Source organism: Lachnospira hominis (ex Liu et al. 2021), from assembly GCF_014287955.1.
GTDB classification, from domain to species: domain Bacteria; phylum Bacillota; class Clostridia; order Lachnospirales; family Lachnospiraceae; genus Lachnospira; species Lachnospira hominis.
Map to the genome: position 1 here is coordinate 514,138 of NZ_JACOPD010000001.1, position 20,725 is coordinate 534,862.

Here is a 20,725-nt window from a genome sequence, read left to right on the forward strand (position 1 = left end):
AACGCACCTTCTTTCTATTAAAGTATAAACTTACGATAACTGGATTTTTTTCAAATCTCCTGCAAGCTTATCTAATTTTGTTTTTATGCTGCTGTCTACAACACGATCATTTATACGAATAATCATTCCTCCAAGCAGCTCCGGCTCAACAGAATAATTCATGCGGAATTCTTTATAATCCGTTGTTGCCAAAAGGCGTTTTAATACCTTTTCTTTTTGTTCCTCACTAAGTGGAACAGCTGTTTTTACATATGCAGTGCCTATCTTTTTGTATTCAAGCACCTTTGCCATAAACATATTAAGAGTTTCAACAATGTCCTTATGTCGGTCTTTAGCAATCATAAGAACAAGAAGACCTGTCATCTCTTTTGAAATAACTCTTCCAAATGTATCCTCTATAAAATGTTCTTTATCTTCTTTGCTGACTTTTGGATGATTCAAAAGCTTTGAAATCTCATCATTTTCTGAGCACTCTTTAAGAATGACTTCGGCTTCATTATAGAACTCATCCACTCGTCCTTCCTGCACAGCAAGCTCAAATATAGCTTCACTGTATTTTGTTGCCGCTAACTTAGCCATGTCTTATCACCCATTTCATTCAAAGTCTGTTCAATAAGTGCCTGACTGTCTGCTTCTGATATAGATTCAGCCACAACCTTAGATGCCATAAGTCTTGCAACTGCAATAATCTGCTGCTTGACTTCATCTGCTGCTTTCTGCTTTTCAAGCTCTGCCTCAGTATTAGCTCTGGCAATTATTCTTGCTGCTTCCTGCTTTGCATCAGCAACAATCTTTTCTTCATTATGCTTTGCAACTTTTCTTGCATCGCTTAAAATGCCCTCTGCCTCTTTATTGGCAGCTTTAAGTTTTGCTTCATATTCCTGCTTCATGGCAAGGGCTTCTTTCTTATCTGCCTCAGCATTTTCTCTGTCACTTGTAATTTTATCCTGTCTCTTTTTTAACATATTTCTGACCGGATTAAATAATATAAATGAAAGTAATATAAATAATATAAATACATTTATAGCTGTGATTGAAGCATCAAAAAGAAGCTGGTAATCCAGACCAAACAGTCTGCCATCATCCGCCAGGGCTATCATTGTACTTCCCAAGGAACTCAAAATATATAGCCTCCTTCCTGACAATTTTTAATTTTACGTAATCTCATTGTTATTTTACTTAAATGGCTTAACGAACATTAAGATAATAGCAACGGCGAAACCGTAAAGACCTGTTGTCTCGGCAACGGCCTGTCCAAGAAGCATTGTTGAAGTAATTGCTGACTTTGCTCCTGGATTACGTCCAACTGCTGCAGCACCGTGTCCGGCTGCAATACCCTGTCCAATACCAGGACCTACACCTGCGATCATAGCAATACCTGCACCAATAGCTGACATAGCCTGGATAAATTCCTGTCCACTAATATTCATGTTTAAAATCCTCCATTAAAATTAATTTTACACCGTACGTTATTCGTCGGCAATTTTATCATTTATATATACCATTGTCAGCATACAGAATACGTATGCCTGAATGCATCCCGAAAACAGGTCAAAGTACGCATGAAGCAATGCCCCACCGCCGATTGTATACGGGTTGAGCAAGTCATATATAAGTCCCATAAGAACTGTACCTGACATAATATTTCCGAAAAGACGCAATGAAAGAGACAATGGAACTGCAAACTCACCAATAAGGTTAATAGGAAATAAGAACCATATTGGCTGGAACAGTGCCGTAAAATGTCTGATTTTATTTTTCTTTATACCATTAAACTGAATGAGTACAAATGTTATAAGACCAAGACACAGCGTAACACCGTAATCCGCCGTAGGCGGTCTCAAGCCAAACAGACCTGAAATATTGGATATAATTATAAAAAGGAACAATGTAGACATATAGTTTACAAACTTGTTCGCATTTTTTCCCATAATTCCTTCAACCATGGTCTGAAGCATTTCTACAATCAGCTCTATTATATTCTGGAAAAATCCCGGTGTGTCTGATGCTTCTGCCTTATTAATCTTAATTCTTGCAATTATAGCAACAACAAGAATAAATATAGAGACTATAAGCAAAGCAACATGTGTTGTATTGATACTGAAATCATAGTCAATACCCGGGATTCTGAACTTATAGAGTGACTTAATCATAAAACTGCTGTCACAGGCTATCATTGAGGTCATCGAGGTCACACCCATGCTCCCCACATTCTTTTCCTCCTTTTCTTAGTATTTTGGACGATATTCTCAAGGCAGCCGGCTGCAGATACGCAGACAGCTTCATAATGAACATTCCAACAAGTGCCGCAAGCAGATCTCCGATATCACAAAGATACAATATTGCAAATATGGCAATCATAACCGTAAGCCTCAAAAGATAACCTAACAGATATGACTTTTTAGGATTAGCTTTTCCATATACCACTTTACGCACTTTAAAGCTCATGTTCAACACACAAAAAATGGCATAAATTACCCCTGCCAGAAATCCAACTGCAAATTTTGCCGGATTCTCAAATAAAAGGAATATAACAATCTCACCAATAATAAGATATAATAAATCTATTACCAATATTTCAGGCAATGCCTCATTTAAATCTCTAAGTCTGTTTGTCATTTTCTTTTTCTTGATTAGCCCTTTCAATTTTCCGCTTAATTTCGTCTTCCTGACGCTTTTTTCGTCTGTTTTCTTCGCTCTTTACAACATTCATAACAAGTACATAGGCATTTCTTGCACCAGCAGCTATTCCGACAACCAGCAAAGGAAGTGTAAAATATGTTCCAAACTTTTTATCAAGCCATATTCCCAATGCCATACATAAAAACATCGGTATCATCACACATATGCCAACCTGCGAAATTAAAATAATGTTGCGATACTCAGAATTCTTATCACTAGAGCCCATACGAATATCCTCTCAAATTTCGTTTGCTATTATAATAACATTTAAAATCAAATAAGTCCATTTTTTTTACATCAATAAAACGATTGAATTTATAGCTTTATATTGCTATAATTCACTTAAAATAAGTACTTAATACAATTTTCATTTTAATTTAACAGATAATTTATACCAAATTTTATATAGATATATAGAACGGAGATTACCATGAGCGATTTATACAGACGACGTTTAATCCCAGATGAATGTCTTCATTTAAAAAATGACCACATCATTCATATCAGCAAAGACATTATTGTCACAAAATGGAATACCATTCATCCAAAAGCAGAATTCTCACATGGAATCTCCATGTACTGTCTTAATGAAGGCTGGAAAATAAGCAAGTTTTTTACATCTGAAAACAAGCTGAAATATATCTACTGCGATATAATAGACACTGATTATAACAGTCTGAAAGACGAATATATATTTACCGACCTTCTTGCCGATGTAATTATTGAAAATTCCGGATTTGTAAAGGTTGTGGACCTTGATGAACTCGCTGATGCCTGCAGCAACGAATTAATAAGCACATCCCTTTTGACTGCTTCACTTCACCGCCTTAATAATCTTTTATCTATTATATACGATGGCTCATTTAAAGATTATATATATAAACTTGACAGTTATTTTTCAAAAGATAAAGAAATATAAGATATTTTTTAATTAAATATCATATTCTCATAGCAACCGGTTTTGCATGTTTATAAAATACTTTTCCGACTTGCAAAACCGGCATATTACTATTGCCATTAACAATTATAATGTAATAGTTATTTCTCTTTCTGTTCTCTGATATTGATAATATCTGACACCTGCTGCATTAAGCATTCTCTTTGATGCAATAACGGATGCCGTATCAGCATATTTATCACAATCATATACAATTGTTTTTATTCCCGCCTGAATTATAGCCTTCGCACACTCATTGCATGGAAAAAGCGTTACATACATCTTTGCATTATCAAGACTTCCACCACGATAGTTAAGAATTGCATTCAGTTCACTGTGTGCTGTGTACATATACTTATTATCAAGTGGTGCACCTTCTCTTGCCCATGGGAATTCATCATCTGAGCATCCTCTTGGCAATCCGTTATATCCCATAGAAAGAATCTTATTGTCATTACTTACTATACATGCACCGACCTGGGTATTCGGATCTTTGGAACGAAGTGCCGACATTTTGGCAACACCCATAAAATATTCATCCCACGAAATATAGTCTGTTCTTTTATCGCTCATTGAAAATCCTCCAATCTGCAATATTACTGTTCAAGCATATTTATTCTTCTGATATGACGTTCATCATTAGAAAACTTTGAATCAATAAATGTATCTGCAATTCTGAATGCAAGTTCAGATCCAATTACTCTTGCACCGAGACATAATACATTCGCATTATTATGTTCCTTTGTCATCTGTGCACTAAAACAATCTCCGCAAAGTGCTGCTCTTATACCTTTAATCTTATTTGCAGCCATGCTCATTCCAATTCCTGTTCCACATATAAGAATACCCTGCTCGCATTCTCCAGAAAGAATTTCACCGGCAACTTTCTTGGCATATACCGGATAATCACATGACTCTTTTGAATAACATCCTACATCCTTACACTCAATTTCTCTTTTTTTTAGATGCTCTATCATCTGCTCTTTAAGTTCAATTCCGCCGTGGTCACTACCAATTGCTATCATTTTGTTATTCTCCTTTTTCTTCTTTTTGTTTTATATTATTTATAATATTGTCAGCTGCTATATCAACCAGATGCTGCAGCTGTTCAAAACATACATTATATTCTTCAATACCTTTTCCATATGGGTCCTGTACTTCTTCTTCAGGTTCACCGCAGAATTCACATAATGTATACACATTAATTGCTCTGTCAAATGAATCATATAGTTTCTGCTTCATTGAGGCATTCATAACCAGAACAAGCGTATCTTTTCCAAAATCATTATTGGCAATCTGTATTGCATTATTACTTGGCATAATCATATTATGGCTTGCCGCAACCGCAACCGCTTTGGGATTATATGGTTCTTCAAAAAGCACAACCATGCCACGCGATTCTACGATAACATCATATTTTGACAGTCTATTCTGCATAATTGTCGCCGCCATAGGACTACGGCATGTATTTCCCATACAGACAAATATAATTTTATTATATGTGTTCATAAGCAGTTCCGCCTCCCGTCAGACCCTGATAATTGTATGTCCTGCTGCTTTTATAAGCCTGTTCATAACCGCCTGGCCAACATTATCAGTCGGAAAACTCTCTGAATATACATACTGTATTCCATCTTCATCAAAACTTCTAAGTGCTGCAAACAGATTCTTTGCCGCGAGTGCCTCATCACATCTGCTGCCCATATCTACAACCTTATCAGCATTATAGCATCCTGCATCCTCGCTGACTGTCATTACGCCGACACGTTTGCCCTCTTTTCTTCTAAGCTCACATAATTCATTGATTTTGCCGACCACTTTATCAGAATCACCTGTAACAATAACCACATTTGCATCCGGTGAATAATGCTTGTATTTCATGCCAGGTGCTTTTGGAACTATTCCATCTGCTACATTTCCCATAACAGCCGGATCAACTTTCACTTCTCCAAGCACATCTTCAAGCTGCTTTTTTGTTATAAATCCAGGTCTCAAAATAGTTGGCACATCTTCACTCAGATCAACTATGGTAGATTCCACGCCTATATCCACTGTGTCATCAGCTATAATCATATTGATTCTTCCATTCATATCATGAATTACATGTTCTGCCTTTGTAGGGCTCGGCTTACCCGAAATATTCGCACTAGGTGCTGCTATATATACACCGGATGTTTTAATAAGCCTTGCAGCCACAGGATGACTCGGCATTCTTATAGCAACCGTTCCAAGACCACCTGTTATGCTGTCTGGAACTATATCTTTCTTTTTAAGAATCATCGTGAGTGGTCCCGGCCAGAAAGCCTCTGCTGCCTTTACTGCCATATCATTTACATCACATGAAAGCACTTCTAAATCTTTCTTATCAGCAATATGCACAATAAGCGGATTATCAGAAGGTCTTCCCTTTGCCGCATATATCTTTGCAGATGCCTTTTCATCAAGAGCATCCGCACCAAGTCCATATACCGTTTCTGTAGGAAATGCAACAAGTCCGCCATTCTTTAAAATCTCTGCTGCCTGCTCATATATCTCATCATCACTGTCATCATGCATTATTTTTTTAATTACAGTATCCATAATCATATCCTCTTTTCAGAATGTATACATATTATAGCCGAGTTTTATATGAGTGTAAACCCCAATTCAGCTGTTATATATTTCAATTATTATGCTTTTCATCACAAAAATAATTTATTATTCCCTTATATAAAGCTTCAGCTATTTTCTGCTGGTATTCGCTGCTGTTTAGCAGTGATGCCTCTGTCGGATTTGACAAAAATCCACACTCAGCAATTACTGTCGGAGCTGATGTATGTACAAGCATATAATATGTGCTGTCTGCCTTTTCAACTCTTTTATTTTCAGAATCAAGATTTTCCTTAAAAGAAGCCTGCAATATTTCTGCCAGCTTTTTACCTTCTACAGAGTGTTTATAATAAAACACCTGTGCTCCCTTTACATCCTGACTCTGGAAGCTGTTCTGATGTATGCTTACCACTATATCCGCTTTGCTGTCTTTTATAATCTGACATCGTTTCTTCATGTCAGCAATTTTCTTATTATCATCATTTTCACTGTATAGACCGTTTTCATCTTCCCTCGTCATTACAACATTAAATCCGGTATCAATCAATTTTTTCTGCAGTTTTTTTGCTATTGAAAGATTAACATCCTTTTCAAGAATTCCATTATCGCTCTTCTTCCCCGGGTCAATACCGCCATGTCCGCTGTCAATCACCACTGTTTTCTTTGTAAAATCAATCTTTATTCCTGTATCTTCACTTTCTGCGTCTGCATTACTATATACATCTTTACGTGTCCGGATTCCCTGCCCCGGATTTTTCACCAATCTTGGCAATGCAATACATGCTGCTGTATACACCGCCGCCAGTGTCATTACGCTCATTGCTGTAACTAATTTTTTATAATTCAATCCTGCTCCCTCCATATAGTTTCAGGAGTATTTTTTACTACATTTTTATTCTTTCTATTTCTTTAATATGATTAAATTTTTGTGAGGCTGCCCACCTATATCAGTGAAGCAGCCCCGTCAATGGGTTATTTATTCCTTTTGTTGTGATATATATTTTTGTGCTTTTAAACTTTTATGTAATTCCAAGATAATACGCAAACCATTCAAGAGTTTCTGATGTCATTTTCATTGGATTTATCTCAACCGGAATATCCACAGCTTTTATATTGTAATTTTTAGTCAGTTTTCTTAGTTGTTTTTTATCTGACATAAAAACTGCCACCATAAAATCTGCACCTTCAAAGCCTTCAACGGCTCTTATCAATCTTCCCAGTTTATATACCGAAGTGGAACCGACCACTATACGTACATCACATCTTAAAAATTCGGCAATATTATCTTTTGCTTCATAATTCATATCGCAGATTACCACATCATATTTTTTCATATACAGCTGCCCTAATTCATCTGTCGTCGGGCATATGCAACAATCAATTCCTTTATATGAAAAACACCGCATGTCTCCATCCATATTTTTTGTCTCATCGTATAATTTCACAAAATCTCCATGACCATTACATTCTACGACAGCAGTCTTATAACCTAAACCATTTGCAAAATAATTAGATGCCATCAACGCAAAATGTGTTGTCCCAACTCCGCGTCCTGCACCAATCACACCGACTTTCAGCATTCTGCTGCCATGTAATAATGCAGATGTGCGTGGTATATTATTTTTCAATAATTTCCATAATTTCATCTGCTTCCTCCTCAAACAGTTCATTAGCACTATCCCATTCATATACACATGGGAAACGGTAAATTCTGCACTTACCTTTATAACTGCTTATGAAATCATAAAATTCTCTTCCGCCAATATGATTAATAAAAATAATGCTGTCACTTGTTACACTTTCCATAGCTGTCATATTATTTCTTCGGTAATTCGTATTGCCTACAAATATAGTAATGCCATCTTTTCCGCCTTCTGCACATTCACCTCTTCTACTGTTACAGTGCTCGTCTATACATCCGCAGTCATGAATTATATACTCATATCCTGACAGATTATATGTGATGCAGCCATTATAATCAGGTATAATATCAATCCCGGCTTTTCCCTTAATCTTATCTGCTCCTATTGTATATATACCGTTACATAATGTTCCCTTGTCTGTAACTGCCCTGTAATCTGATGTGTCATTATGCCTGATACATATAACATTCCGTTTCTTTCTTTTTAAGAATGATGCAAAACAAAGACAGAAATGTGTAGCACCCGAATTATGCATAAAACCATATACATATATATGACAAACCTTATCAGTATTGTTTTTATCCGCTATTACAGATTTCTTTCCACGAAAAAATCCTAAAAATTTCTTTGTAATATCAAATTTTGCTATTTTTTTGTAATTCATGGTATCCGATATACTGCATAGCTCTTTTCGTAATGCTGCTATGGACTTATATCTTTGAATCGAATTGTGCCTGATACACTTTCTTATAACAGGTCCAATTGAATTTGAATACAACCGGCAGACCGATTCTGCTTCGGATGTAAAAGACTGTACATGACCACTTGATGCCATATACAAAAGTAAAATTCCAATACTATATATATCTGACCTGACACTGCCATCACCGTTGTACTGTTCCGGTGCAGCATAGCCCGCTGTTATATACATTGCATGCCCGGCATGGCGTCCATCAATCATATCTGAATTATCGAAGTCAATAATGAATACTTCCCGCTTCCCATCTGAATTATCTCTTATAATTATATTAGATGGCTTAATATCAAGATGAACTATCCCTGCACATTCGTGGAGATATGAAATAATATCGCAAATCCTGATGCCTATATCTGCCATATCATGTGCAGTAATGCATCCTGCCTCACTTATATATTCCGTCAAAGATTTACCAGAAATATATTCTTCTATAATGCAGATACTATCATTGTTATCTTCAATGTCAAATACGACCGGTATGCCTGGACACTTGAGGTTCTTAATCATATCAGCCTCCCGCAGTATTCTCTCATAATCATCGCAAGTCTTCATAACTATCTTGGCAGCTCTGTATACATTAAGAAGCTTATGCCTTACAAGATATACCGTAGAATGACCGGTCCTGGCAAGAACCTTTATAATCTCATACTTATCAGATATTTAATTAACCTCCTTTTCTACAATACTAATTGGTTCAGTTATTATATTACCACAATATTTTAAAAAGTCAATAACAAATATAAATTTTTAGTAAATAATACTTTTTAACGCCTCAAATACCTTTACATATCCATCAAAAATGGGTATTATTATTTTACAACCAATCCAGAAAAATATGTATGGACGGATTGCCAGATTGGAAGTGATTATATGAAGATTGAAAAGATAAATGACAACCAGATACGCTGTACACTCAACAAAGCTGACCTTGCCGCAAGACATTTAAAAATAAGCGAACTTGCTTATGGCAGTGACAAAGCAAAAGCTTTATTCAGAGATATGATGCAGCAGGCTTCTGCCGAATTAGGATTTGATGCCGAAGATATTCCTCTTATGATTGAGGCGATTCCTGTGTCAGCAGAATGTATTGTTCTTATAGTCACCAAAGTTGACGACCCTGAAGAACTGGATACCCGCTTTTCACGATTCTCATCTGATAACGATGATGATAATGATTCATTTTATCCTTTCGATGACGATTTTGATGACTTTGACACTATTGAAAATATATCATGTAACTCTCCTGCACCTACTGCTGCAGATGAACTTGATGAAGATGATAATTCTGATTCTGATGATGTTGTTCTTCCCGACGCAAAGACCGCAAACGACGTCATTAATCTGTTCAGCAAAGTAAAGGAATATCTTAACAAGAATATTGAAAAAACAACTGATGACAGTTTTGTTCCGCTAAAAGATGCCATTCTGCCTGATAGTAAAGATGAATCTTCAGATAAGCAGAATTCACATACGGCACAGACCGAAACTATCAAGCCTGTTATAAGAATATATTCTTTTGATAATTTTGAAAACTTTGAATCAGCTGCACATGTAGTATATCCTTTATATTCTGACAGGAATTCTTTATATAAAGATAAAAAAAATAACAGATATTACCTCGTTATTGAAAAAATCACATGCACTAGCAGCGATTTTAACAAGACATGCAATATTCTATCCGAATATGGTAATAAAGAAAATATGCCTGCAAGCAGCCTTACATTTTTTGATGAACATTATGAATGTATTATTAAAAAGCATGCTATACAGACCATTGTAAAAATATAATATAATTTTCCGGGTTATAGGACAAAACGTGTTGATGGGTTAATCCCATTCAACAAACGTTCTGTCATAATTATGTAAATCACTCCATACAATGGCATCGCCCCAACTAGAAAGACTTTTTTCAAGTTTATTCTTTTCATTCATTTTTTGATATATTGCCGCGATGCTTTTATCGGTTGGCATAACATTTATTATTTCAGACAATGAAAGCGGTTCAGGCGAGTGCATATAGCACCACCAGTAAACCGCTTTTATTCTTCTTTCAACAGATAATCCTCTATGATTTCTAAGCATTTCCCTAAGTCTGGAATTGACACTGCCTTCAATTCTGTTATTGGTAGAAGGTGTGTTAAATTTGTCCCTTAATTCTTTGTCCAGATAAGTAAACAGCGTGTTTTCCCTGATAAGTTTAATTAATGACTTTTCTGCTTTCAGTATCCGTTCATGTGTAGGACGCCTGTTTCCATTTTCATCAACTGTCATTTCATTCAGGAAATCCTCATACTTATTTATCCATTCAATAAATCTTTTTATCCATAAATCCGCTTCTTCTTTTGTGTTTATTTTCAAGAGTTCTTTTGCCATGTTATATAGCTCTTTACCTGCCATTGAATTAGGTCTTGATGTCGTGTAACGCCTTACCTGGCAGAATACATGGAAAACGCATCTTTGGTGTTTTGCACCCGGCCATACTTTTTTGAGTGCCTTTGCAAACCCTGTTCCACCGTCAGATACAACCATTCTAGGTTCCGCTATACGTTTCATTAAAGCCGTCCATGCAGCGGCATATTCATATCTGCATAAATACCAGCCAAGGACATATTTATCATCACAACAGATTAAAATGCACGCTTTTCTTCCCAGATAAATACCATCAAGATACAAGACATCCCTGCTGTCCTCGACTTTGGGCGGCATAGGCCATATATTCCAATATTTAGCGGTTTTGCGTCTGAATGTTCTTCCATCTCCGGGCATTGATGACTGGGATTCCTTTCCAAACAACCAATCCAAGAAGATTTGCAGTTCTTTGGCAGAGTTGTCTATTTTGTGTGTAACTGATGAATTGCATTTCCTGCAAAGCCAACGTTGTGACCCTGCTTTTGTCTTTCCAGCTTTAATACATTTATTTCCACATACAGGACAATTTACTTGATTCATTTAATCTTCCTCCGTTGTTGCTGTTTCAAGGAAGATTAAACCTTGTTTTTCCCTTTATTTGCAAGGGATGCAGGTGTTTTTATCAACACGTTTTGTCCACCCTCAAAGTTGTTTCAAAAAAGATTGAACCGCCCCCAGCCCTTGAAATTCAAGGGCTGAAGGCGGTTTCTATCAACACATTTTGTCCTATAGGTCAATTTTCCCGGCTGTCTGAAGCTTAATGTAAATTAAGATTCTTTACATTAAGTTATACGGCAGCCGGGTTATTTTTAGCCAACAGACTCTAAATAATCTGTTATATCTTCCATCAATGCTTCACAATCAAGTCCATGAACCATTGCTGCTTCTTCAATTGTCTCACCTGCTGATGAAGGACATCCTACGCAATGCATTCCAGCACTCATAAGAATAGGAATTATTCCGGCATCAATCTGTATAGCTTCACCAATAGTAGTGTCCTTAGTAATCTTAGCCATTGCTAAACCTCCTGATTTTATTTTTGGTACATCTAATATAATAGTAACAGACAAAAAAGTCAAGCTGTGTTATTTTTCCCATTTTAACCATTTTTCAAACATTTTTGATACTTTTTATCTTTAATAATACTCTGTTAAATTGCGTTTCAGTGTTGAATTTTTGCACATAATATCGTATAATCATGTCAACAAACATTTTAAGGAGGATTATAACTATGGCATATGTAATTAACGATGAATGTATCAGCTGTGGTGCTTGTGTATCAGGTTGTCCTGTAGAAGCAATCAGTGAAGGTGCTTCTCATATGGAAATCAACGCTGATGTATGTGTTGATTGTGGTGCTTGTGCTTCTGTCTGTCCAGTAGGCGCTCCAAATCCACAGTAGATTGTATAATACAGTTGATATTCAGCTGTGTACATACGAAAAAATCACAACGCTTAATACGTTGTGATTTTTTATAAGTCTATGTTAGTTATATATAACTTCTGTTAGTTGTATATCTTTTTATATAATCTATACTCTCTGACCTCTGTCAAGTAAATCTGCAAATCTTGTCTGCTCCGGAATCCATGCCATTTTAACAGTTCCGATTGGACCGTTTCTTTGCTTTGCAATAATTATCTCAGCAATTCCTTTTATATCTGTATCTTTATTATAATAATCATCCCTGTAAAGAAACATTACAACATCCGCATCCTGCTCGATAGCTCCCGACTCTCTCAAATCTGAAAGCATCGGTCTGTGATCGGGTCTTTGTTCAACAGCTCGGCTAAGCTGTGAAAGTGTGACAACCGGAACATTCAACTCTCTTGCAAGAGCTTTTAAAGCTCTTGAAATATCCGAAATTTCCTGCTGTCTGTTGTCACTTCGTCTTCCGCTTCCACTCATAAGCTGAAGGTAATCAATTATGACAAGTCCGAGGTCATTTTCCATCTTATACTTTCTACACTTTGAACGCAGTTCTGAAATTGAAATACCAGGTGTATCGTCAATTATAAGATGTGACTTTGCAATACTGTCCGCACCTTCTATCAATTTGCCCCAGTCACTCGAATCAAGACGTCCTTTTCTTAATTTATCAGCATCCACTGTAGATTCAAGACTGAGCATTCTGTTTACAAGCTGGACATTTGACATTTCCAATGAAAATATTGCAGTTGTTATTCCCTGTTTTATTGCGACATTTTCTGCTACATTTAACACGAATGCCGTCTTACCCATCGAAGGTCTTGCCGCGACAAGTACAAAATCCGATGGCTGAAGTCCTGAAAGATATCCGTCCAAATCTTTAAATCCTGTCGGAACACCAGTAACCGCTCCTCTGTTTTTTGCCGCAGATGAAATTTTATCAAGTGCTTCAAGAACAACCTTATCAATAGGCTTATATTCATGATTTCCTTTATTTTTTACAAGGTCAAATATCTTTTTTTCTGTATCCGCAAGTATATCTTCTGTTTTTTGCGTTCCGGCATAACAATCATTAGCAATTGAATCATTAACACGGATTATATTACGAAGAATTGATTTATCCTTAACTATTCCTGCATATTGACGTATATTTGCAGATGTTGGAACTGCTGCCAGCAAATCTCTTATAAATTCAAGGCTGTAAACTTCTGCGGATACATTTTTTTCCTTGAGACGTTCCTGCAATGTTACAATATCAACAGGTCTGCCCTCATTATTCATGTCAACCATGGTCTGAAACATGACACCATACTGGTTATGGTAAAAATCATCAGCCACAAGCATTTCACCGGCAGTTATAATCGCCTGCTTGTCCATAATCATGGAGCCTACTACAGACTGCTCTGCCTCAAGGCTGTTTGGCATAATTCTGGTGATTGCCACATCTTCCATTACTTACTTTCTCCTACTACGACTCTTAATTTCGCAGTTACATCCTTATGAAGCTTAACAGGTACTTCATATGTTCCAAGCGTCTTGATTGATTCCTCAAGCTTCATCTTTTTCTTATCTATATCAAGTCCCAGCTGTTCTTTTGCAGCAACAGAGATTTCTTTTGATGAAACTGCCCCAAATGTTCTTCCGCCTTCACCTGTTTTTATCGTAACTTTAACAGGCTGTGCTTCCACCTTTACTGCCAGTTCCTTAGCAGCTGCAAGCTCCTCTGCTTCATGTTTGGCCTGTCTTGCTTTTTCAAGTTTTAAATCATTGAGATTTTTTGCATTTGCCTCAAGTCCGAGCTTCTTAGGCAACACATAATTTCTCGCATAACCATCATTAATCTTTACTATCTGTCCTTTTTTACCTAATGACTTAACGTCCTGTAATAAAATAACTTCCATTATATTTCTCCTTCCTGTATCATCGAATCCAATGTAACTTTTATTGTCTGGACTGCCTGGTCAACAGTACAATCCGTAAGCTGTGCACCGGCGATTGTCATATGTCCGCCTCCGCCTAATTTTTCCATGACAAGCTGTACATTTACCTCATCAATAGAACGTGCACTTATATATATAATATTATTGTAGGCTGTTATTACAAATGATGCTTTTATTCCTGATATGTCAAGCAGCTGGTTTGCAGCTTTGGCACCGCCTATCGTCGGACTTTCAACTCCTTCACCGTCAAATACTGTTATGGCAAATGCATCCCTGTATACTGTTGCCCTGCTTACCGCCTGTGCAACTGCCCTGTATTCTGCCATATCAGTACGAAGCATCTTTCTTACTCTTGTGACATCAGCACCATGTCTTCTAAGAAATGCTGCTGCCTCAAATGTTCTCGGACCTGACTTATTATTAAATCCATTCGTGTCTATATTGATTCCGGCATACAGTGCATCGGCTTCAAATGCCTTTATTTTCACACCATCTTCAACATACTGAATCATCTCAGTAATCATCTCAGCCGCTGATGAAGCATATGGGTCAACATATGACAAGACTGCCCCTGTAATAGGCTCGCTTGACTGCCTGTGATGGTCAAATACGATTATCGTCCTGCATATATCAAGAAGAGCCGGACACTCTGTCATCTTAGCCTTGTTAACATCAACAACAATAACTGCAGTCTGTGAATCTACATATTCCGGTGCTTCTTCTTTCAAAAGGAACATATCTCTCGGATAATCATCATTGTTAATGAATCTGTCCATAAATGGCTTAACACTGCTTGTCACATCATTAATTACAATGTGTGCTTTCTTGCCAAGTCGTCTGCATATTACATATATACCAATTGCCGAACCAAATGCATCTATATCTGCAAGTTTATGTCCCATTATAAGGACCGTCTGCGTCGGTTCAAGAATCTGTCTTAATGCATGTGCTTTTACACGCACCTTTACTCTTGTATTTTTTTCCATCTGCTGGCTCTTACCGCCATAGTAAAGTGTCTTCTCGCCATCTTTAACAACAGCCTGGTCTCCGCCTCGTCCAAGTGCAAGATCCATGGCTGATTTCGCAACATCATAATTTTTTGCATAATCACTTGCACCTGTTCCAACACCGATACTTAATGTAAGTGTCATTTCATTGCCGATTTTTACGCTCTTGATATCTTCGAGTAAACTGAATCTGTCTGACATAAGTTTCTCTAAATACTTATATCTGAAAATAGCAAGATATTTGTCTTTTTCCATCTTTCTTACTATCGCAGAACCACACGCAAAATACTTATTAACTCTCTTATCTATAAGACCTATAAATAATGAACGTCTGACATCATCTATACTTTCAAGTGCTTCCTCATAATTATCAATATAAATAAGTCCAACAACAAAACGCTCATCCTTTATTTTCTGGATATACATGTTAATATCTGTCTCATCAAACATATACATCGCAATAAACGAATTATTCTGTTCTGTCTCAATTATATCAACCTGCTGCGTAAGTGCATCAACAGCAATACGCTTCATCTCTACAAGATAATCCCTGCCATTATATGCAAGACGCATCTCTTTCGCATCTTCTCCTGTCGGAAATACTTCCGGCTTAATCTGTGGAAAAATGCTTTGTATATTTTTTCGGAAATCTTTCTTTTTATCAGTTTTTTCCATCATAATTCTGTTCATCCACAGAACACGTCCGTTATTGTCAAGCAGGCAATACGGAACACTGAGTTCGTATAAAAGCTGATGCTGTACCTGTGAATAATTAGAAGAGAATTCTATCATCTCATGCATAATTCCGGGTCTGAGATAAAAAATCATAATCCCGTAAACAACTGCATAAAGCATGACAAAACCCAGCATAATATTACCACATGATGTATCTTTGACATACATAACAACAGTGACAATTAAAAGTATTATGCCTACATATAGCGGCCACATAATATATGACTTCAGTTTTCCCGACAATTTATAAATCTGATTTCTGCCCTTGCTCTTCATAATAATCTCCATCAAACAAAAACATTTTAAATTATTATACCATTTATAAATTTTATTGTAAATAACAACGTAGTGCGACACCGCATACTGCAATGATGCCAATAAACTGTATGCACGCCGAAAATGTCACTGAAAGTGAGGAAAAGGCACAAGCTTACGCCCGTGCCTTTTCAATATTGACTTATTTTATTAATAAATCATTTTATTATTTTACAATTCTTCTTTTTCTGTCATAAATGCAAACTGCTGCAATAGCTGCTCCACTCATTAAGAATAATGCTAAGAGAAATGCAATATTTGATGTATCACCTGTAGTAACTGACTCACCAATAACAGGACTAACTGATGCTGTCAATTTATCATGTGAGAAATCTGCACCAACACCTGCAGGAGCTTTATCTGTAAGTGCAAATACATCTCCGAGTGCGATTGTGCCATCTGCATTTCTTGTAATTGTGCCTACTGACTTAACTCCGTCAAGAATTGCTGAGTAATCCAATGACTTGAACCAGTCTGTTGATACTGTTGCACCTTCTGAATTAACAGATGTCTTAGATGCTGTATCCCAGAAATAGTTTGTTGTCTTGTAAATCTTCTTAATATCCTGTGTTCCCTTAGGTTCAAGGTCTTCCTTAACATTAAGTCCTGCTGTTCTTGCAACTGTATCTGAATCAAATCCTGTTCTGTAAGAAATAATTCCTGTTGCTTCATAGTCTGTATTTTCTGCTGTCTTTGTGTAAAGAGCAACATTGTATGACTCATTATCAATGGATGTGCTGTTCTTAATCTTAATATCAGGACAAGAGTTAGAATCAATACCCTTAGCCTTGTTGCAGAATGATATACAGTTATCAAGAACATGAGCACCCGGCATGCTGTCGCCACCCATCTTGAAACCGTTACCGTTGCCTGCATCTGTACCATCTTCAAGGTATCCGTTAGCATATGCTATACTGTTCTTAATTGTTACAACACCGATTGAACCTGTCTGAACTTTTGCGAATAAATCCCAACCATCATCAGCATTGTGATGTGCTATACAACCATCAAATACGTTTCCGTCACCTACTGTAAGCTTAGCTGCAAAACCATCGGCATCTTCATAACCTGCATCCGCGTTTCCATATGATGTACAGTTAAGAATGAGGTTGTATGAAGGCCAGTTCTCATATTCATCTGTTGAATTAAGACGGCTTATCTGAATACCAGTATTACCATTGTGATAAGCATTAATCTGGTCTAATGTGTTATGATTTCCTGATACCTGAATACCCTTCTGGGCATTTGCTGATCTTGTAACATCAAATCCCTTGAAATACCAGTAGTCACCACCGATAATCATACCTGTTGAAAGTTCCTGGAAATCAAGAACAGGTCTTGTTGTTGCATTAGGATCTGCAATCATGTAAATCATGTTTTCTGCTGTACCATTGATACCTCTTGCTAGCTTTAATGAACTTTCAAGTTTGTATGTACCTTCCATAAGTACAATCTGCTGTGAAGGCTGAACATATTTAACAGCATCATAAATACTCATTGGGTCTTCCTTGCTTCCTGAACCCTTTGCATCTGGTGCAACCCAGATTGACTGTCCTGCCTCACCAATAGTCTTATATGTTACTGTAAAATCTATTTCTTTTGTTTCATATGATTGCATCGCCATATATTCGCCAGGAATATATCCCTCTGCTGGTGTAAAGTAAAGCTTAAAATCATTCTTACCCTTAGTAAGAACCACGTTAGCGGCATTAACTGCTGTCTTTGCCTTAACTTCTACATCTTCTGCAATGAAGTTACCATCTTTATCTGCAATACTTAATTTACCATCACAATTTGCCGTAAATGCAAATGTGTAATCTGGTGTACCTGTTGCTGATGGAGACTGTACTTTTGTATTAACTGCAATAAGTTCTATAGGTCTTTCTTCTGGTGCCGGATCTGTAGCCGGATTAGAAGTTGTTATTGAAATATCTGAGAATGTAACATTTGCATTTCTTGCTGCAAAGAAACCTGCATATACATTCTCTGAATCAAGATATTCAAGTGCCTTAGGATCATAATATTTCTTAGTTGTCTTGTATGAACCATCTACCGATTCGTATGTGATGAAATAACCTGTATTATTCTTCTGTATTGTCATATACATCTCAGTAATTGCATCACCTGCTGTTCCTCTTACTTCTTCCTGTGCATTTCCAATAACATTCTTATAATCTGGATATCTAAGTTCCAGAGGTGTCGTTGTTGAAGTAAAGTTTGCCTTAATTACAGCTGTCTTATTTGCTTCAATATCTTTAATATTATCTGTTGTTAAGCCTTTCTTTTCAATAGAGCCAATACCGAGCTTGTGTGTTACCTTATCAAGGGTATCATCTGTTGATACTCTGTTTTCCTCTGCATCCCAATAATATTCTACCTTTGATGCAATAGCCATATACTGGTTGTTCCAGCCTGAACCACCTAATCTGTCAGTTGCCATAAGGCCGAAACCTTCCTGACCATTAGAAAGTTTCCATGAATTTACTTTAACCTTTGCTCTAAGTATGAAATTTTCTGTTGTAGGAATTTCTGTATAATAGAATGTCAATCCGTCATATGAATCAGGAACAATCTTTCCACTTGCACTCTTGATTGTTACACTTCCATCAAGTGCTGAACCTGTAATACTATCCTTTGATGTATCTTTACCATCTTCATGTCCATTACCATATGTAACAGAACCCCATTTTCTTATTTCATCGGCTGTTGCTGTTCCCTTAACTATAGCTTCCTTTTTTGTAGCCGGATTATTTCTTACTGCAACAACCTTGAATGTATATTCTGTTCCAACTGTAAGACCACTTAAAAGCTGCTTTGTATCTGTTGCTGTAACAGCTTCAGAATATGTTGTGCCATCTGTACTATATGAAACTTCATAGCTGTCAGCTTCTGGAACTGCATCCCATTCGATAAGCATCTTTCCATTTCCCTTGCTTGTTGCAAAAAGATTTGAAGGTGCTGCTAAAGGAAGAACAAATCCTTCTGCCTTAACTTCATTACTCTCTTTATCTTTTTCACCAGATCTTGATAAAACAGCCTTGAAAGTATAGTCGCCTGTTGCTGTAGGATTAAACTCTGCTGTTCCTTTGCTGTTAGAACCTTTAATAATCTTTGAATCAACAACCTTTTCGCCGCTGTACATATTTACAACAAGCTGCTCGCCGCCGTCATCACCAAGTGGTGCATTCCAGCCTACGCTTACCTTTGAGCCATCAACTACAGGTGTCTCAAGTACAGGTGATTCAACCTTTGACCAGTCCAAATCAGGTGTACCCTTTTCTAATGAAATAGCATATACACATGCCTTTGATCCACTTACATAAAAATAATATGTCTTTCCTGCTGTCATGCTGTATGTATGTGAACCTTCCGTTGCGTCCTCACTTATTGTTTGTTCTGATGCTGACGCTTCCACAAAATACATTTTCTTACCAGATGCTGCTTTAGTTACAAATGTAATCTTACTGTCTGTAACTGCTGTCATCTTAAACGCAGCTCCCTCTGTAGGTACTGCTCCATTATTTGGTTTAGGATTTGCTTTTGGCTGCTGTATAAATGCATCATACTTTACACCTTCAACTGTCGCTCCTGAACCTTCCTTTACTGGCATATCAGCTAACACTTCCAAATCGGAAATTTCCTTATCTCCATATACCGTGCCAGCACTAAGGCCCTTTGAAATATCAACAGATACCTTTTTGTAATCACTTGCTTTATTATATGAATATGAAATGCCATATACACATGCCTTTGATCCACTTACATAAAAATAATATGTCTTTCCTGCTGTCATGCTGTATGTATGTGAACCTTCCGTTGCGTCCTCACTTATTGTTTGTTCTGATGCTGACGCTTCCACAAAATACATTTTCTTACCAGATGCTGCTTTAGTTACAAATGTAATCTTACTGTCTGTAACTGCTGTCATCTTAAACGCAGCTCCTTCTGTAGGTACTGCTCCATTATTTGGTTTAGGATTTGCTTTTGGCTGCTGTATAAATGCATCATACTTTACGCCTTCAACTGTCGCTCCTGAACCTTCCTTTACTGGCATATCAGCTAACACTTCTAATTTAACAATGCTGTCATCACCATATACTTTTCCAGCTTCAAGTCCTTTTGAAATGTCAATGGATGCTGTCACTGTCTTTGCTTGTGCTTTACTTGAAAAAATGCCTGTCAACATTGAAAAAGGCATAATTCCAACGACCATAAGTGCAGCCATAACAAATGCCAGCACTCTATGTCTTGTTTTTGTTTTCATAACTCTCCTCCTTCTTTTACT

At 36.9% G+C, this 20,725-nt stretch carries 22 protein-coding genes; 3 read left to right on the forward strand and 19 right to left on the reverse strand.

Features of this window, described 5'->3' with window-relative positions; translation table 11 throughout:
• Positions 1-30: 30 nt before the first annotated feature.
• The 6 genes from atpH to H8S01_RS02425 all read right to left on the reverse strand — a co-directional run bounded on the left by atpH (position 31) and on the right by H8S01_RS02425 (position 2,908).
• On the reverse strand, positions 31-579 hold the full coding sequence (gene atpH, locus H8S01_RS02400) for an ATP synthase F1 subunit delta (RefSeq protein WP_021865243.1): 549 nt from the start codon (positions 577-579) through the stop codon (positions 31-33).
• Positions 567-1,100, reverse strand: coding sequence for a F0F1 ATP synthase subunit B (gene atpF, locus H8S01_RS02405; RefSeq protein ID WP_186836073.1), 534 nt, complete (start codon positions 1,098-1,100; stop codon positions 567-569). Before atpF ends, atpH begins: the two co-directional genes overlap by 13 nt.
• Before the next feature lie 75 nt (positions 1,101-1,175).
• Positions 1,176-1,430, reverse strand: a complete 255-nt coding sequence (locus H8S01_RS02410; protein ID WP_021865241.1) for an ATP synthase Fo subunit C — start codon at positions 1,428-1,430, stop codon at positions 1,176-1,178.
• Between the two features lie 39 nt (positions 1,431-1,469).
• The gene (gene atpB / locus H8S01_RS02415) at positions 1,470-2,201 is read right to left on the reverse strand and encodes a F0F1 ATP synthase subunit A (protein ID WP_186836074.1); all 732 of its coding nucleotides are present in this window, start codon (positions 2,199-2,201) and stop codon (positions 1,470-1,472) included.
• The gene (locus tag H8S01_RS02420) at positions 2,164-2,619 is read right to left on the reverse strand and encodes an ATP synthase subunit I (protein WP_021865239.1); all 456 of its coding nucleotides are present in this window, start codon (positions 2,617-2,619) and stop codon (positions 2,164-2,166) included. The genes atpB and H8S01_RS02420 overlap by 38 nt, the downstream gene beginning before the upstream one ends.
• Positions 2,603-2,908, reverse strand: a complete 306-nt coding sequence (locus H8S01_RS02425) for an AtpZ/AtpI family protein (protein WP_021865238.1) — start codon at positions 2,906-2,908, stop codon at positions 2,603-2,605. The genes H8S01_RS02420 and H8S01_RS02425 overlap by 17 nt, the downstream gene beginning before the upstream one ends.
• Before the next feature lie 204 nt (positions 2,909-3,112).
• Here H8S01_RS02425 and H8S01_RS02430 point away from each other — a divergent pair, with 204 nt between their 5' ends.
• Complete coding sequence (locus tag H8S01_RS02430) at positions 3,113-3,601, forward strand: DUF402 domain-containing protein (RefSeq protein ID WP_021865237.1); 489 nt, start codon at positions 3,113-3,115, stop codon at positions 3,599-3,601.
• Between the two features lie 105 nt (positions 3,602-3,706).
• Here H8S01_RS02430 and H8S01_RS02435 read toward each other — a convergent pair whose 3' ends face one another.
• From H8S01_RS02435 to H8S01_RS02465, 7 genes are all read right to left on the reverse strand, one after another.
• Positions 3,707-4,192 (reverse strand): deoxycytidylate deaminase, encoded by a 486-nt coding sequence (locus H8S01_RS02435; protein ID WP_021865236.1) that lies wholly within the window; start codon positions 4,190-4,192, stop codon positions 3,707-3,709.
• Positions 4,193-4,215: 23 nt separating this feature from the next.
• Positions 4,216-4,644: a ribose 5-phosphate isomerase B gene (rpiB, locus tag H8S01_RS02440; RefSeq protein WP_186836042.1), complete on the reverse strand. Its 429-nt coding sequence runs from the start codon at positions 4,642-4,644 to the stop codon at positions 4,216-4,218.
• A gap of 4 nt (positions 4,645-4,648) precedes the next feature.
• Complete coding sequence (locus H8S01_RS02445; RefSeq protein ID WP_243204177.1) at positions 4,649-5,128, reverse strand: protein tyrosine phosphatase; 480 nt, start codon at positions 5,126-5,128, stop codon at positions 4,649-4,651.
• Positions 5,129-5,146: 18 nt separating this feature from the next.
• Positions 5,147-6,199, reverse strand: a complete 1,053-nt coding sequence (locus tag H8S01_RS02450; RefSeq protein ID WP_021865233.1) for an L-threonylcarbamoyladenylate synthase — start codon at positions 6,197-6,199, stop codon at positions 5,147-5,149.
• An 82-nt stretch (positions 6,200-6,281) separates the two neighbouring features.
• Positions 6,282-7,055 (reverse strand): N-acetylmuramoyl-L-alanine amidase CwlD, encoded by a 774-nt coding sequence (cwlD, locus tag H8S01_RS02455; RefSeq protein WP_021865232.1) that lies wholly within the window; start codon positions 7,053-7,055, stop codon positions 6,282-6,284.
• A 172-nt stretch (positions 7,056-7,227) separates the two neighbouring features.
• Positions 7,228-7,854 carry a hypothetical protein gene (locus H8S01_RS02460; protein WP_186836043.1) on the reverse strand — a complete coding sequence of 209 codons (627 nt, stop codon included), beginning with the start codon at positions 7,852-7,854 and terminating at the stop codon, positions 7,228-7,230.
• On the reverse strand, positions 7,826-9,268 hold the full coding sequence (locus H8S01_RS02465) for a serine/threonine protein kinase (protein WP_186836076.1): 1,443 nt from the start codon (positions 9,266-9,268) through the stop codon (positions 7,826-7,828). Before H8S01_RS02465 ends, H8S01_RS02460 begins: the two co-directional genes overlap by 29 nt.
• A gap of 210 nt (positions 9,269-9,478) precedes the next feature.
• Here H8S01_RS02465 and H8S01_RS02470 point away from each other — a divergent pair, with 210 nt between their 5' ends.
• Positions 9,479-10,396 carry an adaptor protein MecA gene (locus H8S01_RS02470; protein ID WP_186836044.1) on the forward strand — a complete coding sequence of 306 codons (918 nt, stop codon included), beginning with the start codon at positions 9,479-9,481 and terminating at the stop codon, positions 10,394-10,396.
• A gap of 39 nt (positions 10,397-10,435) precedes the next feature.
• Here H8S01_RS02470 and H8S01_RS02475 read toward each other — a convergent pair whose 3' ends face one another.
• The gene (locus H8S01_RS02475) at positions 10,436-11,557 is read right to left on the reverse strand and encodes an IS1249 family transposase (RefSeq protein WP_117582137.1); all 1,122 of its coding nucleotides are present in this window, start codon (positions 11,555-11,557) and stop codon (positions 10,436-10,438) included.
• 269 nt (positions 11,558-11,826) lie between these two features.
• Entirely contained in the window at positions 11,827-12,033 is a 207-nt protein-coding gene (locus tag H8S01_RS02480; protein ID WP_021865228.1) for a DUF1858 domain-containing protein, read from the reverse strand.
• A 215-nt stretch (positions 12,034-12,248) separates the two neighbouring features.
• On the opposite strand from H8S01_RS02480, the gene H8S01_RS02485 reads away from it, so the two are divergent.
• Entirely contained in the window at positions 12,249-12,419 is a 171-nt protein-coding gene (locus H8S01_RS02485; RefSeq protein ID WP_021865227.1) for a DUF362 domain-containing protein, read from the forward strand.
• A 129-nt stretch (positions 12,420-12,548) separates the two neighbouring features.
• Here the strand turns inward: H8S01_RS02485 and dnaB are convergent, their stop codons facing one another.
• The 4 genes from dnaB to H8S01_RS02505 all read right to left on the reverse strand — a co-directional run bounded on the left by dnaB (position 12,549) and on the right by H8S01_RS02505 (position 20,704).
• On the reverse strand, positions 12,549-13,895 hold the full coding sequence (gene dnaB / locus H8S01_RS02490) for a replicative DNA helicase (protein WP_021865226.1): 1,347 nt from the start codon (positions 13,893-13,895) through the stop codon (positions 12,549-12,551).
• The gene (rplI, locus tag H8S01_RS02495; protein WP_021865225.1) at positions 13,895-14,344 is read right to left on the reverse strand and encodes a 50S ribosomal protein L9; all 450 of its coding nucleotides are present in this window, start codon (positions 14,342-14,344) and stop codon (positions 13,895-13,897) included. Before rplI ends, dnaB begins: the two co-directional genes overlap by 1 nt.
• Complete coding sequence (locus H8S01_RS02500; protein WP_021865224.1) at positions 14,344-16,401, reverse strand: DHH family phosphoesterase; 2,058 nt, start codon at positions 16,399-16,401, stop codon at positions 14,344-14,346. The genes rplI and H8S01_RS02500 overlap by 1 nt, the downstream gene beginning before the upstream one ends.
• A gap of 205 nt (positions 16,402-16,606) precedes the next feature.
• Positions 16,607-20,704, reverse strand: a complete 4,098-nt coding sequence (locus H8S01_RS02505; RefSeq protein ID WP_186836045.1) for a fibronectin type III domain-containing protein — start codon at positions 20,702-20,704, stop codon at positions 16,607-16,609.
• Positions 20,705-20,725: the final 21 nt, after the last annotated feature.

Bases quoted from the DNA above. Each gene is read 5' to 3' on its own strand.
- atpH (WP_021865243.1), bottom strand. From the start codon at position 579: ATGGCTAAGTTAGCGGCAACAAAATACAGTGAAGCTATATTTGAGCTT.
- atpF (WP_186836073.1), bottom strand. From the start codon at position 1,100: ATGATAGCCCTGGCGGATGATGGCAGACTGTTTGGTCTGGATTACCAG.
- H8S01_RS02410 (WP_021865241.1), bottom strand. From the start codon at position 1,430: ATGAATATTAGTGGACAGGAATTTATCCAGGCTATGTCAGCTATTGGT.
- atpB (WP_186836074.1), bottom strand. From the start codon at position 2,201: ATGGGTGTGACCTCGATGACCTCAATGATAGCCTGTGACAGCAGTTTT.
- H8S01_RS02420 (WP_021865239.1), bottom strand. From the start codon at position 2,619: ATGACAAACAGACTTAGAGATTTAAATGAGGCATTGCCTGAAATATTG.
- H8S01_RS02425 (WP_021865238.1), bottom strand. From the start codon at position 2,908: ATGGGCTCTAGTGATAAGAATTCTGAGTATCGCAACATTATTTTAATT.
- H8S01_RS02430 (WP_021865237.1), top strand. From the start codon at position 3,113: ATGAGCGATTTATACAGACGACGTTTAATCCCAGATGAATGTCTTCAT.
- H8S01_RS02435 (WP_021865236.1), bottom strand. From the start codon at position 4,192: ATGAGCGATAAAAGAACAGACTATATTTCGTGGGATGAATATTTTATG.
- rpiB (WP_186836042.1), bottom strand. From the start codon at position 4,644: ATGATAGCAATTGGTAGTGACCACGGCGGAATTGAACTTAAAGAGCAG.
- H8S01_RS02445 (WP_243204177.1), bottom strand. From the start codon at position 5,128: ATGAACACATATAATAAAATTATATTTGTCTGTATGGGAAATACATGC.
- H8S01_RS02450 (WP_021865233.1), bottom strand. From the start codon at position 6,199: ATGGATACTGTAATTAAAAAAATAATGCATGATGACAGTGATGATGAG.
- H8S01_RS02460 (WP_186836043.1), bottom strand. From the start codon at position 7,854: ATGAAATTATGGAAATTATTGAAAAATAATATACCACGCACATCTGCA.
- H8S01_RS02470 (WP_186836044.1), top strand. From the start codon at position 9,479: ATGAAGATTGAAAAGATAAATGACAACCAGATACGCTGTACACTCAAC.
- H8S01_RS02475 (WP_117582137.1), bottom strand. From the start codon at position 11,557: ATGAATCAAGTAAATTGTCCTGTATGTGGAAATAAATGTATTAAAGCT.
- H8S01_RS02480 (WP_021865228.1), bottom strand. From the start codon at position 12,033: ATGGCTAAGATTACTAAGGACACTACTATTGGTGAAGCTATACAGATT.
- H8S01_RS02485 (WP_021865227.1), top strand. From the start codon at position 12,249: ATGGCATATGTAATTAACGATGAATGTATCAGCTGTGGTGCTTGTGTA.
- dnaB (WP_021865226.1), bottom strand. From the start codon at position 13,895: ATGGAAGATGTGGCAATCACCAGAATTATGCCAAACAGCCTTGAGGCA.
- rplI (WP_021865225.1), bottom strand. From the start codon at position 14,344: ATGGAAGTTATTTTATTACAGGACGTTAAGTCATTAGGTAAAAAAGGA.
- H8S01_RS02500 (WP_021865224.1), bottom strand. From the start codon at position 16,401: ATGAAGAGCAAGGGCAGAAATCAGATTTATAAATTGTCGGGAAAACTG.
- H8S01_RS02505 (WP_186836045.1), bottom strand. From the start codon at position 20,704: ATGAAAACAAAAACAAGACATAGAGTGCTGGCATTTGTTATGGCTGCA.